Raw genomic sequence first — 15,014 nt, 5'->3', positions numbered from 1 at the left:
AGAATGTGCTTGAAAGGAATAAATTCCATTCTACTTTTGTACCTTTGGCGAATGAAAACCCTCTTCGACACAGAACAGACAGACGAGCCAAAAGGCAATGACAATCAAGCAGTCAATGAGTTTGCTTATCTCGATGAACTCAATCCTGTACAGCGACAAGCCGTAGAACAAATGGAAGGCCCTGTGATGGTGATTGCAGGGCCTGGTTCGGGTAAGACACGGGTATTGACCTACCGCATTGCACACATCATCAAAAAAGGAACTGCCCCTTATCGCATTCTTTCTCTGACCTTTACGAACAAGTCGGCAAGGGAAATGAAGGAGCGTATCGAAAAAATAGTGGGGCAAGATGCTGCTCGGCAATTGTGGATGGGAACGTTTCACTCCATTTTTGCGAGGATATTGAGGGTTGAAGCCGAAAAGCTAGGTTATCCTGCCAATTTTACGATTTACGACACACAGGACAGCAAAAACCTCCTCAAAAACATCGTCAAAGAACAAAACCTCAATCCCGATATCTATAAACCCAATGTGGTCTATAACCGCATTTCCAACGCCAAAAACAACCTGATTAGTCCACAAGCCTACAAAGCTCATGCAGGTTTGATGGAAAACGACCGACACAACAATGTGCCACAAATTGCGGAATTGTATGAACGGTATTTGCGGCGTTGCAGGCAGGCAGGAGCGATGGATTTTGATGATTTGTTGGTGAATATGTATGGCTTGTTGAAGCGATTACCCGAAGTGTTGGAAAAGTACCAAAACAAGTTTCAGTTTTTGATGGTGGACGAGTTTCAGGATACGAATTTGGCGCAGTACCTGATTATTCGGACTTTGGCGGGCAAGCACAAAAACATCTGTGTGGTGGGCGACGATGCCCAAAGCATTTATGCGTTTCGGGGCGCAACGATTGAAAATATTTTGAGTTTTGAGAAAGACTACAAAAATGTCAAAACCTTCCGATTGGAACAAAACTACCGTTCTACCAAAGCGATTGTGCGAACTGCAAATGAGGTAATCAATCACAACAAAAATCAGATTACCAAAGAGATATGGACTTCAAATGACGATGGTGACAAAATCAAACTGATTGAAGCGGCAAATGATACGGACGAAGCCAAAATGGTGGCAGGATCTATTTTTGAGACAAGGCTGCGGAACCATTTTAGGAATGAGGATTTTGCGATTTTGTACCGCACCAATGCACAATCTCGCTTGTTTGAGGAGGCACTGCGAAAGCAAAACATCCCGTATCGGGTGTATGGCGGTCTGTCGTTTTTCCAGCGAAAAGAAATCAAGGACATGATGGCCTATTTGCGTTTGACCGTCAATAACAACGATGAGGAAGCATTGCGAAGGGTTATCAACTATCCGAAACGGGGCATCGGCAAAACAACGACGGATAAAATGGCGGCTTTTGCGGCTGCCGAACAGAAGCCACTTTGGGAAATCGCTTCTAACATTCACCTTTATCAGTTTTCGCCGAGGGTGAAAACGGGTGTTGGGGCTTTTGTGAACATGATTCGGCTGTTTATGAAGCATGTGCAGAAAGAGGATGCTTTTGCATTGGCACAACGCATCGGACGCATGAGTGGTCTGAACAAGGAATTACATTCGGATAAATCAGTAGAAGGCATTAGTCGTCAAGAGAATATACAAGAATTATTCAACAGCATCAAAGAGTTTACAGATTCCAAAAAGGAGGAAGCAGTTGAGCAACCTGATGGCAGTTTTGCAGCAGCTGATAGCAGCCTTGGAGCATATCTGCAAGAGGTGAGTTTGCTGACAGACATGGATGAAAACGAGGAAGATAGTGACAATAAGGTAAAAATGATGACGGTGCATTCGGCAAAGGGTTTGGAATTTCCTGCGGTGTATATTGTGGGTTTGGAGGAGGAGTTGTTTCCTTCAAAGCGGAGCAAAACGCAGAGTGATATTGAAGAAGAACGCCGTCTGTTTTATGTGGCGATTACCCGCGCTGAAAAACAGTTGTCGCTATCCTATGCCAACTGTCGCTACAAATTCGGCAACTTGGTCTATTCTGAAAAAAGCCGATTTGTGGAAGAAATATCCCCTCTGCATCTGGAAATGTTGGGCGGCAAACCGTCTGTGCAAGAAAGAAGTTTTGGGTCTTCAAATGCTTACGATAGCTTCAAAGACAGTATTGGTAACAATGTCAGAAGTGCGGAAAAACGCCGCCGTGAGCAACAACTGAAACAATATCAGCCTCCTGCTGAATTGATCAAGAACTTCAAAGCGAGTCCTATTCCCTTGATTAAAGAGGGTTCTACGATTTTGCACCTGCGCTTTGGGATGGGTGAGGTTCTAAAAGTAGAAGGGGCGGCAGATAAGCCGATTGCATTGATTGAGTTTGAACACCATGGGGAGAAGAAGATTATGTTGAAGTTTGCGAAGTTGATGGTGGTGGGATAACGCAGTGTTGGTTTCAATTTAAGCAGGCTAAAGTACTAAGATTTAACTGTACCAAATTTTACATTATATATCTGCACATTGCAGAAATACATGCAACAAAGTCTTATTTTGGACATAGACTCAATCTAAATCCTCAAAAACTCCCAAAAATAAAACGATGCCCTACCCAATTTTTTGAAGCGATATTTGTGCTTTTTTCCTTAGATTTGGATTATAAAAACCCATCATTTTTTTTTAGCCGCTAAAAAAGATTCAAATTGTTAGATAGCCAAAAAATCATAATAAACTCATTGTTAATTTTTTACGTTCCGCCACTCACTTCTTTCGCCCAAAGTCCAAAACACATTATGACCTCAAAATTTTAATACCTAAAGACCCAGACACATCAAAACACCCAAACACAAAATCAAAACTTCAAGAGATTTTTTTTATATTTACAAACGTTTCTTAAAAAAAACCTTTGGCTCTAAAAACATCTATGAAATTGCTCAAAAATTCGCTAATCTTCAGTCTTCTCATAGCCTTCAATGCGCTATCCCTCAATGCTCAAGACAGAGCCGTAGCCATTGTGTATGACAATTCGGGCAGCATGACACAAGCAGGTCAATGCGAAGGAATTAACTACGCATTGCAGGTAATGATGGGCTTGTTGCATCCCGAAGATGAATTGTCCGTCTATCGAATGTTGCCTGCCCGAGAGGACAAAATAGATTTGAACAATAAAAAAAATGCCATGCAAGCAGCCCGCAAAAGCTACGACTGCAATGCTGGTAACACGCCCTTTGAAGCAGCAATTTATGCCAAAGAACAGTTGAACAAAAGCAGCAAATCCTCCAAAACATTGATTATACTTTCGGATGGAGGGATTACCGACATAGACTTTGCCCTCAAATATCCTGATGATTTGCGGACCCTTGTGGAACAAACAGGCACACGTATCTTTTTCCTCAATGTCAGCACCATTCAAAGTGTCTTGGACGCTTACCTCGAAAACAGCCAAACCCCCAATAAAACACTTCGCACACAAGGTAGTTTTGAGCAGATTATCAAGCAGATGGAAGAAATTGCAGCGGGAATTATGACCCTTTCTGGAAGCGGTATCACGATTCAGCCCAAAGACAAAACCATCGAATGGGAATCACCTGTGCCTTTGAAGCGGGTAATCGTTTTGCAGCAAGATGCAGAAACGAATGCACAGTTGCCCCGCTTGATATCCGCCAAATCAGAAAGCAGCAATTTGCGCTTGGGTGAACCTTTTGAAGCCCAAAAAGCGAGGGGTGTTTACACCATGACAGGCCTAATCAACCATATTGAAGCGGCGCAAAAGGGTCAGGTGATTCCAAAAGGAAAAATAGAATTGGGCTTCAATACTTCAATTGATGCCAGCAAAATCAAGATTCTACCAGAAGTAGCTGCAAAACTCGAAATCATGCTCAATAGCCCTACTCGTTCACAACGGGGCAATCAATATGTGGTTTGTGATACGGTGCAAACATTGGAGATTGGCGCAAAACTGGTGGATTTCAACAACAAGCTACTCGATATAGAGGTACTGAAGAAAAGCAATGTGGTGTTTATTGACGAAACAACGCAGCAAAAGATTCGCATGAAGTTGGATGAAAAAACAGGTGCGTTTTTTGCGGATGTACCCTTCAAAGGTGAGCGATTGGTAGTGTCCGTTGCAGCGGAGTTTTCGGGTTACTTCAATTTCCAAAGCCGGGTTTTGATTGTTACCAAAGACAATTGCCCTCGCCCAAAAGCGTTTATACAAGCAGACCAACAGGCATTGAAGGCAAAGGTAACGGCAATGGATAAGGGGAATCAAATCGTGATTACGCCTCAAATCATTGTGGAAAATGATGCTCCGAGAGAGCCTACTGCAAAGGAATTGGAGGATATGTATATGGAAGTAGTCAATGATGTGAATATTGGCATTGAAGTGGAAAAACGAGATGGAAAAATGTATTTGCGCCCAACAACTTTTATTTGTGCGTGTTTTACTAAGACAGGAAAAGACCAATTGCAGATACAATTGAAGTCCACCAATCCAAATTTAATCATTACCGAACGGGGCAAATTGACCATTGAGGTAGAGATTGAAGATGTTTCGTTTTGGGAAAAATGTGGGTGGTTGGTGATAGCAACCATTATTGGTTTGTTGTTGTTAATTTACATCATTGGAATTATACGCAAACCGAGATTTTGCAGTGGTACGGAAATAATTGTGAGTAAACAAAACCGAGTGATGACCCGAAAGCCCAAGAGTTATCCACTTCCAACAAGCTTTTTCAACCGTTATTTTGTGCCGTATATTCCCGAAAAACGCACAGTTGGCAGTGTCACCTTCAAAGCGGGTGCACGTTGTAGCCATATTTTGATTGCAGCCAACTCTCAAAACGATAAAATGTATATTTCTGGTTTTCCCTTGGACAACCCTGGAAAGAAGGATATGCGTTTGAGCAATGCGGAAAAATTGGAGATTAGCCGACAGAACGGCAAGGAAATTTATGAATACCATCGTCTAACCTAAAAAAAGACCTTTAAACTTATGGCAGAAGATAGCAACAAATCGTTTTTTCAAACTCTCCCTGGCATCATGACGGCTACTGCCACGCTGATTACAGCTGCGGTAGGTTTGATAACCGTCTTGCACCAAGTAGGATTGATTGGCGACAAAAACAAGGAGAAAGCAGAAACTGAACAAGTCGAACCAGTAGGCCAAAATCTGACTGGCAGTTCGCAAACAGCGGATGTGGAAGAAATGGTGCGAAAGGTATTGAAGGAGGAAAGTGCTGGAAATAACAGTGACCCAAAAAAGGTAGAGGCTACAGTGCGCGAAATTGTGAAGGATGTGAAAAAGGAGAAAGGTAAAAGTACGCCCTCCAAACAAAACATCGAAAAAATGGTGCGTGATGCAGTGGATGACTTCGAAGAAGATGAATACCACGGCGAGCCTTACGATGATTATGGTGGCAGTTATGGGGGTTCAGGCGTCAACGTATCTGGCACTTGGCGAGACAGCAATACGGGTGCATCTTACGTTTTCAATCAAAATGGAAGCAGTATTTCGTTTCAAGAACACAGTGTCAATGCGTATGGTCAATTGATTGTGTCGGCAGAAGGTTCAGGAACGCTCTCTAACCGAAAAATTCAGGTGAACTATGTCACTATGTTTGGTACAAATGGCGTAGCAAGTATGACCATTTCACCAGATGGCAGCAACATTACAGGCGCATTTCGAGACAATGTTTCTGGCGCAAGTATGAGTATGAATTTGTGGAGGTAATAGAGATAAAGCTGATTAGCGAGTCTTTAATCAGCTTTTAAGTATAAAAATTGATATGAACCTCAACTTCATAGACTAAGTAGTAGTTCTAAATCAATTGTTTGGGTAAACAGTTTCAAGTCTGCATCGTTTTGATTATATTCACGAAAAAGAACCAAACTTTGTGCCAATGCTTGGACACCTAAAACCTTCTCTTTGCAGCCTCGAAACCGCCAATAAAGTAGCCTATCGCACCCTTTACTGTTCGATTTGCGCTAGTTTGCGACAGCAGTACAGTTTGCCGTATAGTCTGTTTATCAACAATGAATTAACGCTCGTATTGCTCGCTTTACAGCCTTATTATGAAGCAACTGCTGAAGAAACACCTTGCCCAGCAGCAGCTTTCACCCAAAAAAATTCCGCCGCCAGCCATCCCGCCATTGATGTTGCTGCAAAACTATCCGTCCTATTGGGATGGATAAAAGTGGTAGATTGGGAAACCGATCAACCTAAGCTCTACAAAAAATATCTCCGCAAAATGCTTCATCGAAAGGTGGAACAAACACTCCCGCAAATCAGCGAAGATTTCCGACAAGTCATTGAAGAATATCTTTTTCTGACCAAAACTAACAGCAAAGACGAAGAAAAAGTACGGGAATATTCGGGTTTACTTTCTCGCCACGTAGTATTGGAAGTAGGCACACAAACAGTTCTGGACGATGTTCAATTGAAAGAAATCTCTGTCTTGTTTGAACTTAGTGGTCAGTTGATCGCCATTGCAGACCATTTGATTGACTTAGACGATGATATGCTGCAAAATCAACACAATCCCATTGTATTTCGCTCAGAACAAGAAAAAATTAGCCTTGCAGAAGCCTATTACCACTATCTGCAAATTTGCAATCGATTGAAAATAGATTGTTTAGAACAATTATCTACTCTTTCAAAAGAAGGCATCATTGCAGATTCCTTCAAGGTGGCTATGCAACAATCTTTCCGAAACATAGACCGCCAAATCCAACAAAAACGTCCTGCTTTTTTAGCCGAAACTACCAGATTTATTGGCGGACTGCAAGTTGCCCATCAAGATTGTGGCAATGCAGCAGTCGATGGCTGCAACTGTGTAGCAGATCAAAGTGACAATTTATCCTATATGGCGGGGAAATGCCCTTGTGATGCATGTGGCAGCTGTTGCAAAAGTGGAGGCGGTTGCTGCGACGGTTGTGGAAAAGGCTGCAATGGTTGTTGTGGAAACTGCAATGAATGTTGTAGTGGCTGCAATAATTCTTGTGGAAGTTGTGGTAAAAATTGCGATGGCTGCTGTGGAGGCTGCAATAGTTGCTGCGATGGCTGCAATGATTGTTGTGGCAATTGCAACGGCTGCAAATGTGGAAAGTGCTGTGAACCCAATTCTCCTCCTCCAAACGACTTCAAAGAACCATCAGACACACTCAAAACCAGCTATTTACATTTTTTCAGAAAGTAGCTTTTAGAAAGTAGCTCACAAATGAATTCATGGGCTACTTAATGGAAAGCTATTTTATTGGAATTACTAAAAGGTATAAATTCTCGCTTCCCAAGGCCGCAAATCCAATGTATTACCTTCTTCACCTTTGATTTCGCCAATATAGTTTCCCTTCAAAAATTGAAGGTCGGCAACGGCATAAGGCACTTCAAAAGCAACATGTTCACTTGTGAAATTCAATACTACCATCATGACTTTTCCTTCAATAGAACGCTGGTAAGCATACACTTGTTGGTTGGGTTCATCAATCACCTCATAATCACCATATACCAACACATTGCTATTTATTTTGCGAAATTGAAGCATCTGCTGGTAGTAGTGCCATATCGAATTTTCGTCTTCCAAGACTGCTTTGGCGTTGATGTGGGTATAATTTGGATTTGCTTTTATCCACGGTTTGCCTATCGTAAAACCTGCATGTGCTTTGTCCGACCATTGCACGGGAGTTCGCACATTGTCACGACCTTGAATGTGAACGGCTTTCAAAAAAGCATCCATATCCTCCCCTCTTTCCTTTGCTTCTTGGTAAAAATTGAGGGTTTCGACATCTCGATAGTCTTCAATGGAAGGAAACGCCACATTGGTCATACCGATTTCCGAACCTTGATAGATACAAGGCGTACCTCGAAGGGTCAATAGCAAGGTTGCGAGCAGTTTTGCAGATTCTTTGTGGTATTTGCCATCATTTCCAAAACGAGACACCATGCGTGGAAAGTCATGGTTGTCAAGATATACATTGACCCAGCCTTTTTCTCCCAAAGCTTCGTCCCACACCGAAAATCCCCGCTTCAAATCCGTCAATTGAAAATCAACGATATCGAATTTACCACCTTTGCCGTGGTCAATTAGCATATGTTCAAAGTGAAAAACCATATTCAGTTCCTTCCTATCTTCACCCACATAGAGCAAACCATTTTCGGGAGTCACTCCAATGCCTTCTCCAACGGTCATTACATCGTAATGGCTGATACTCTCACGCACCATTTCTTGCAAAAACTCATGCAATCGAGGGCCATTTGCATAGGTGTTGATGGCTACATCATTGAAGGTTTTGCGAGTGTCCACTTCTTCAAATGGCAATCGTTTGGAAATAAACGGAATAACATCCATGCGGAAACCGTCCACACCTTTATCGAGCCAATAGCGCATGATGGAATAGACTTCTTGACGTACTTTGGGATTTTCCCAATTGAGGTCGGGTTGTTTTTTGGTGAAAAGGTGAAGGTAGTATTCGCCTGTTTGCTCATCGTATTCCCATGCATCACCTCCAAAAAAAGATTTCCAGTTGTTGGGCTTGCTGCCGTCTGCCTTTGCAGGTTGCCAATAGTAGTAATCTCGGTAAGGATTGTCTTTGGATTTGCGGGATTCGGTGAACCATTGGTGTTCGTCCGAACTGTGATTGACGACCAAATCCATCAATAGTTTCATGCCTCTTTGGTGAATGCCTTCGAGCATTTCGTTGAAGTCGTCCATGTTTCCGAAGTCGGTCATGATATTGTAGTAGTCACTGATATCGTAGCCATTGTCATCGTTGGGAGATTGGTAAATAGGACTCAACCATAGTACATCTACGCCTAAGTTTTTGAGGTAGTCCAGTTTGTTGATGATGCCTCTGAGGTCACCGATGCCGTCGCCATTGCTGTCTTTGAAGCTGCGTGGATAGATTTGGTATATAACTGCTTCTTTCCACCATTTTTTTGTGATTGCCATAGTTTTAGTATTTTGAGTTTTTAGAATGTAAGTGCTTTAGGGTGGGAAATTGGTTACACAAATGTAGGCAATCTGTTTTGTGAATTTGATATTGATAGACATAAAAAAACCTTGCTTGTATTCATACAAATGAACACAGGCAAGGTTAAATAATTGATATCGAGTTGTTTTATTTATTTTCTAACAATATTTTTCCTTTTAATATTGACCTGCAAACAAAGGAGGAAGTCCCTGAATAGCCCGTCGATTGTCCAAATCTCTTTTTTGATCGGGAGTCATGTCGTCCTCTACTGGAGGGCCTACTGTCGTGGTCTCGTTATCATCACATCCTAGAAGCCAACACAACCAGCCTGGAAGAAAACTACTACCATGTCTTAGAGAAGCTGTTTGTGAAGAACTATCGTGAAGTTTCGTCAATAATTCAATTCCTTTCATAGCCTGTTCTTTTCCCTTAGCATTCTTTACAGTTGCACTTATCAGACCGGTGCTACGATCTATATGTACTTCGGATATGCTAATTTCCTTATTGTTTGTAGAAGCCTCTATAAGGTCTTTTTCAAAATTCCCCAAAAATTCTTCTTTGTCCCATCCTTCTTTTTCAATGGTTTGTATCATTTGGGCCGCTCGGCTTTTGTCTTGAGCAAAGATTGATGTACAGCATAGCAAACAAAGAATCAATAAATTAAAAATCCTCATGGTTTTAATTGAAGTTTAATGAATGATAAAAATGATTTAAAGAGTGAATATGTGGTGCTGCCTACAAATATCACCTATTCGTCAAAAAACTGCAAACAAAAAAAATGAAAATTGTAGAAGTTCATAGGTTTGGCGCACTATTCAGTGATTATACGAATGGAGTTGCGATTCTTGGTCTCGCTAATATATATCCTACATTTCGATAACTTTTTTATAATAAAATAAAAATCAAATTACTAAGAAATTATTTTTATATCAATTGATAGATTTTTAATTAGTATTAAATTTGATTTTCAATGTCCTGTGAAATATGAACGAAACGTAGAATATATACTATCAGTTATGGACTTTGGACGAAAGAAGTAGGAGTCCTATCTGCATTGGAGGAATGTAGGTAGGGCTTTATTTATTTAAGATTCCAAGCAAGATTTCTACGAAATCCCAAACTCCAGTTCACCTCCCACAAGAAAAAAACTCCGCCTTTAACCAAATATTGGCTTCTGTTTTGACTGTTCATAGTACACAAAAGGGCATTCTTATAAAAAAAAATGTGAGTATCAAAAAAGGCTTATATTTGAAATTCGACAATCAAAAAGCCAAGAATGATGACTCACATAGTAGCACAAGAAAAGACATTTTATGAAGAATTACAAACTTGTAAAGGATTAGATTTACGTGATAATCGTGGCAAGAGTCATGACTTAGCGTATATCTTACTAGGCTTGACACTAAGTTTACTGAGTAATCGTGATGGGAATTTATCGAGTATTCATCGTAGTATGAAGAATAAAAACGAGTCTTTATGTTTGTTTTTAGGCGTTGGCTATCAGGGGGTTATTTCTCACTCTCATTTGCCAGTAGTTTTACAAAAAGTAAATGTAACAGCCTTTGAGGATTTGCTTTTTAGCTACTATGGAATGGTATTGACTCACTGCGAGAAAGTTTGGTTTTCAGGTGATGGAAAAGAATTACAAGGGAGTATTTTGGAGGGAGAAAAACGAGGAGAGGCACTTGTTCAAATTGTGAGCCATCAACAACTCACTACTGTATGTCAATCTCGGTATAATGGTACAAAAGAAAGCGATTGCTTCTTTGCGGAATGCTTCGGATACCGATTATTCAAAAATGTGGAAAATGACTCATGGAGGCCATACACTGATGGAATTACCGAAATACAATGCGCTGAGAACGGGTGGAATGGGACAGTTGCCGCATCACCGAGCACAGTTGGGGGTGTATCTTCGGTTGTTGGATGTGCCTGTTCCTGCTACTTATGGACCTTCGGCGGACGAACAATCATAAAATGCTATTTACCATATAAATAAACATAAATTCAAACGCCCAATTGATTTTTTTTTCAATTGGACGTTTTTGTATAGTAAGACTTATTTTTCCTTGTGCCTTAGATTCCGATATCACTGTATTTTCGAGTGATTTTTTCGGGCTTTTTTATATCCTGAACGTAGGGTTCTATTTCGTCGGCAAATATTTGGGTGAAGATTTTTTGTCCTTCTTTGTTGAGGTGAACATTGTCATTGAAGTGGGAGAGAGAAAGCTGTGTGTTTTTAGAAAAATCCAATAATAAGATATTTTGTTCTTCACAATATTTTTGTAGGTCTGAAATGTACTGTATCATTTCAATAGACTCGGGTATTCCTTCCAAATCGCTTCTTTTTGGGGCACGCACAAAAATTAGCTGAATTTCATTTTGGTTTGCATATCTAACAATCTCGGGTAAATAGCTATTTGGAAGTTTCTCGTCAAAATTGAGTGCCTTCTTCTCTAAATCAGATTCAGTGTCTATTTCTATTTGAAAACGATTGTTAAACAATGATTTGTCCATTTTGTCATAATCAAATACATTGTCAATAGCTATATCTATTTCTTCTTTTTCCATTCCCAAAAGGGTTTTACCTAAAATCTCTTTTGTTTGTATTTCAAATCCTGTTTTAAACTTATTTCGTTTTTGAAAAGTACTCCAATGCGAGTTCATAAAATATTCTTCCTTTGTCATTCCTTCTAAAAAAGAGAGCCAATCCAATAGAGGCTCTTCCGCTACTGTCATCATGTCTGCAACAAGTTGGTGTCGTCCTTTTACGCCTCTTTCTGTATCGGTCAGCATATTATCAGAAAAAAATATTGCTATTTTTTTAGGTTTATGCTTTGCCTTATCTATTACATTTTTCATCACTAAATACCACCAAGCAGGTCCCGACCCCCCAAAGAAAATCCTAATAGTGGGAACATTCGTCAATTCTATAAACTTTTTTGAATCAATACTGTGTCTTAATTGTGAATTGCCTAACAATATTAAATCTGGCTTTTGCTTAGTGATATTTTTTTTCAGTGGTTCAACTGCCAAACCATAGGTCTTGGGGTCCCAAGTGTAATGGTGTTCAACGATATTTGGATTTAAAGGCCCCGAAAATAGATTAACAAGAAACATCACTCCTACAACAATAGATAGATAAATGATTGTCTGTACGATATCATTTTTTAATGCGAATTTTTGTTCTGCTTCTTTTGTGTCTAAATTCTTCATTTGTACCTCTATTTTGATTTAATAATTGAAGATAATCCCTACATTATTCTTGTGAACAATCAAAATTGGAAATAAATAAAATCACCTGATGCTTCTCGAAACATCAATGCTATTAAGACTACTGAAAGCCCGTCAACGATGGCATGTACCCATTTCTTTGTTGGTGCAATTTTTTCTAAAAAAGCATACACATAAAATGGGAGAGCATAGATGAGGGTAAAACATACAATGACCAGTGCGACAATGAAAGAATCACCGTTGAAATCAAACGAAATAGTGCTAAAAGCACTGGCTAACCATGTCATATTGGGTGTTCGGAACAACAAAGCACTAAAAACATTGAGCGAAAACATTACGCTCCATGCCGTAAAAGTTTGAAGCACTCCTATCGGTTTCCACCTTCCTCCCATTCCCAAGTAAGCATACAAAACAATCAACAAACCATGAAAAATTCCCCACCATATAAAATTCCATGCGGCACCATGCCATAGACCGCATATTCCCATAGTAAGAATGGAAATCACTCCAAACTTGATTCTTCTGCGTATAGGCAGCCACCGAACGAAGGTGAAGAAAACATAATCGTTGATCCAAGAGGTGAGAGAAATATGCCAACGCTTCCAAAAATCAGTGGGAGATATGGCGAGGGATGGCGCATTGAAGTTTTTGACCAATTCAAAACCAAGCAGTCTAGCAGACCCTCTTGCGATGTCTGTGTAGGCAGCAAAATCAGCATAAATTTGGATGCTAAAAGCCAATCCTCCTGCCATCATCAACATAAAAGTAGGTTCTTCGAGCATAAACACTTTATCTACATAGACGGCTATATTATCGGCAATGACCATTTTTTTTACATAACCTCTAATTAGCAAAGGAAATGCAGATGTAAAAAATGTCCAATTGAATACCCGCTCATTCTCTATTTTCGGCAAAAAACGCTTGGCTCGTTCAATAGGGCCTGCGACAAGTTGCGGAAAAAAGGATACGAAAACAGCGAAATCCAAAAGGTTTTTGCGAGGCTTGAGTTGTCCTCGATAGATGTCAATGGTATAGCTTAACGTTTGAAAGGTATAGAAAGAAATACCTATGGGCAGGAATATTTGAAGCAAAAACGGGTCAAGTTGTAAACCCAATTGGGTGAGAATAATATGAATATTTTCGGCAAAAAAATTGAAATACTTGAAAAAGCCCAACAATCCCAAATTAAACCATAAACTGGCGTACAGATACAGTTTCTTTTTTTTAGGATGTTTTTGCATTTGTAGGCCACAGAAATAATCTACTAGCGTAGAACTTGCAATCAAAATACAAAACCAAGGATGTATCCATCCATAGAATAGGTAACTGCCTACTAAGGTTAGGATATTTTGAGCCGTTTTATTCCTTATTGTCCAATAGAGTATAAAAAAACCAGTGAGAAAATAGATATAAGTGAAAGAGGTGAAAATCATATAAAAATATTGATACACAAAATATGGAATTATGGAGGAGTATCATATTTCTATGGTGGAAAATTCAGACGGGAATGTATTTAAATTGGTTCAAAAAATCTAAATTTTTAGATTCTAATGTCAGTATATTTTCGGGTGATTTTTTTTATGTGAAAAAAAGAAAAACAATGCATAATTAGCAAGAATGTTGCAATAAAAATTACTCTCGTAAAGATATGAAATTATTTTACTAGCCGATAATAGTACTAAACTGAAGAGAAAAGAAGTCAATTATTTTGGAGGTCAATTATTTATAATTATTGAAATTTTTTATACATTTTCTTACTGCAAAAACACTACTCTAGTTTATGCGCTGAACGAATTATTTTAAAAAAGGGTTCGTTTGTGGCATATTATTTGAACCTTATGAAAATTGTAAGACATACTCAAACTATTCCCATGAAAACTGAAAAGGCATGAAAAACGTAACGGATGGGAGGTCAAATTTTACCCATCCACATCAAAACTAATTGAAAATTAAAAAGATATGCGCATTTTGAAGTAAGTAAAAGTAGCTTAATGGAAATATTGAGTGCCATGAATTTATGCAAATTTAGAGGTCAAAAACAGTTGTTATTTGTAAATGGCAACTGTTTTTTTATTTAACCAAATCGTCACCTACATTTTTCTTATCGTAAACTACTTTTGCGGCTTGTTTTTGAGCGGACTTTTTGTTGCGCCCCTCTCCTACACCTTGCATTGTACCTTCTACAAATGCTCCTACAACAAATATTCTAATATTCCCTTTTTTCTTTTCCTCCAATACTTTGAACTCCAATTCATAATCATACTTTTGAGCCCATTCAAAAAGTCGACTCTTGTAATTGATGTCTGCATTTTGAAGGTCATCTAGATTGATAAAAGCAGACAACATTTTTTTGAAGACAAATTGCTTGGTTTTTTTATAGCCTGCATCAAGGTATATAGCCCCAATAAGAGCCTCTAATGCGTTTCCGAGAATTGTGCCATTGACTCGAACGTAGCCTTTGTCGTAATCCAAAAAATCTTGTAGAGAGAGTTGATCTCCTATTTCTCCGAGTCGTTGTCGGTTCACAATTTTGGAACGCATTTCTGTCAAGAAGCCTTCTCCTCGCTTGGGATATTTTTTGAAGAGGTAATCTGAAATAACAGAATCTAAAATGGCATCCCCCAAATATTCGAGACGTTCATTACTGGTATAGGCATCTGAAGAACGAGAACTGTGCTTAAAAGCCAATCGAAATACCGATAAATTAGCAGGTGTAAACCCTAATAAACCTCGTAGTTGTTTGGTTAACTTTCTATGAGGAGACACGTATAGATTAATAAACTTTCTAATTTTTTTCACAAACCTTTCACTCGTTTGATACT

10 protein-coding genes are annotated in these 15,014 nt (G+C 39.4%); 5 read left to right on the top strand and 5 right to left on the bottom strand.

Features of this window, described 5'->3' with window-relative positions:
• Positions 1 to 9: 9 nt before the first annotated feature.
• The 4 genes from R3E32_21160 (at position 10) to R3E32_21145 (ending at position 7,187) form a co-directional block, all read left to right on the top strand.
• Positions 10 to 2,436 carry a 3'-5' exonuclease gene (locus R3E32_21160; GenBank protein ID MEZ4887255.1) on the top strand — a complete coding sequence of 809 codons (2,427 nt, stop codon included), beginning with the start codon at positions 10 to 12 and terminating at the stop codon, positions 2,434 to 2,436.
• Positions 2,437 to 2,914: 478 nt separating this feature from the next.
• Positions 2,915 to 4,966 carry a VWA domain-containing protein gene (locus tag R3E32_21155; GenBank protein ID MEZ4887254.1) on the top strand — a complete coding sequence of 684 codons (2,052 nt, stop codon included), beginning with the start codon at positions 2,915 to 2,917 and terminating at the stop codon, positions 4,964 to 4,966.
• A gap of 18 nt (positions 4,967 to 4,984) precedes the next feature.
• On the top strand, positions 4,985 to 5,722 hold the full coding sequence (locus tag R3E32_21150; GenBank protein ID MEZ4887253.1) for a hypothetical protein: 738 nt from the start codon (positions 4,985 to 4,987) through the stop codon (positions 5,720 to 5,722).
• 169 nt (positions 5,723 to 5,891) lie between these two features.
• Positions 5,892 to 7,187, top strand: coding sequence for a DUF5685 family protein (locus R3E32_21145; protein ID MEZ4887252.1), 1,296 nt, complete (start codon positions 5,892 to 5,894; stop codon positions 7,185 to 7,187).
• A gap of 66 nt (positions 7,188 to 7,253) precedes the next feature.
• Here R3E32_21145 and R3E32_21140 read toward each other — a convergent pair whose 3' ends face one another.
• Together R3E32_21140 and R3E32_21135 are read right to left on the bottom strand one after the other, a co-directional pair.
• Positions 7,254 to 8,936 (bottom strand): alpha-glucosidase, encoded by a 1,683-nt coding sequence (locus R3E32_21140; GenBank protein MEZ4887251.1) that lies wholly within the window; start codon positions 8,934 to 8,936, stop codon positions 7,254 to 7,256.
• Between the two features lie 198 nt (positions 8,937 to 9,134).
• Positions 9,135 to 9,551, bottom strand: coding sequence for a hypothetical protein (locus tag R3E32_21135; protein MEZ4887250.1), 417 nt, complete (start codon positions 9,549 to 9,551; stop codon positions 9,135 to 9,137).
• Between the two features lie 1,146 nt (positions 9,552 to 10,697).
• On the opposite strand from R3E32_21135, the gene R3E32_21130 reads away from it, so the two are divergent.
• A complete protein-coding gene (locus R3E32_21130; GenBank protein ID MEZ4887249.1) occupies positions 10,698 to 10,934 on the top strand; it encodes a hypothetical protein in 237 nt (78 codons plus the stop codon).
• Between the two features lie 100 nt (positions 10,935 to 11,034).
• On the opposite strand, the gene R3E32_21125 is transcribed toward R3E32_21130, so the two are convergent.
• From R3E32_21125 to rnc, 3 genes are all read right to left on the bottom strand, one after another.
• On the bottom strand, positions 11,035 to 12,174 hold the full coding sequence (locus tag R3E32_21125) for a hypothetical protein (GenBank protein MEZ4887248.1): 1,140 nt from the start codon (positions 12,172 to 12,174) through the stop codon (positions 11,035 to 11,037).
• A gap of 59 nt (positions 12,175 to 12,233) precedes the next feature.
• Positions 12,234 to 13,625: an MBOAT family O-acyltransferase gene (locus R3E32_21120; protein MEZ4887247.1), complete on the bottom strand. Its 1,392-nt coding sequence runs from the start codon at positions 13,623 to 13,625 to the stop codon at positions 12,234 to 12,236.
• 637 nt (positions 13,626 to 14,262) lie between these two features.
• Positions 14,263 to 14,958, bottom strand: a complete 696-nt coding sequence (rnc, locus tag R3E32_21115; GenBank protein MEZ4887246.1) for a ribonuclease III — start codon at positions 14,956 to 14,958, stop codon at positions 14,263 to 14,265.
• Positions 14,959 to 15,014 lie beyond the last annotated feature (56 nt).

It is taken from the genome of Chitinophagales bacterium, assembly GCA_041392475.1.
In the GTDB taxonomy this organism is placed as follows: domain Bacteria; phylum Bacteroidota; class Bacteroidia; order Chitinophagales; family UBA2359; genus JAUHXA01.
This window is presented reverse-complemented; position numbering and strand designations above follow the sequence as displayed.

Coding starts and splice junctions, on each gene's coding strand:
- R3E32_21135 (MEZ4887250.1), bottom strand. CDS start 9,551: ATGATACAAACCATTGAAAAAGAAGGATGGGACAAAGAAGAATTTTTG.
- R3E32_21130 (MEZ4887249.1), top strand. CDS start 10,698: ATGGTACAAAAGAAAGCGATTGCTTCTTTGCGGAATGCTTCGGATACC.
- R3E32_21145 (MEZ4887252.1), top strand. CDS start 5,892: ATGCTTGGACACCTAAAACCTTCTCTTTGCAGCCTCGAAACCGCCAAT.
- R3E32_21120 (MEZ4887247.1), bottom strand. CDS start 13,625: ATGATTTTCACCTCTTTCACTTATATCTATTTTCTCACTGGTTTTTTT.
- R3E32_21125 (MEZ4887248.1), bottom strand. CDS start 12,174: ATGAAGAATTTAGACACAAAAGAAGCAGAACAAAAATTCGCATTAAAA.
- R3E32_21150 (MEZ4887253.1), top strand. CDS start 4,985: ATGGCAGAAGATAGCAACAAATCGTTTTTTCAAACTCTCCCTGGCATC.
- R3E32_21155 (MEZ4887254.1), top strand. CDS start 2,915: ATGAAATTGCTCAAAAATTCGCTAATCTTCAGTCTTCTCATAGCCTTC.
- R3E32_21140 (MEZ4887251.1), bottom strand. CDS start 8,936: ATGGCAATCACAAAAAAATGGTGGAAAGAAGCAGTTATATACCAAATC.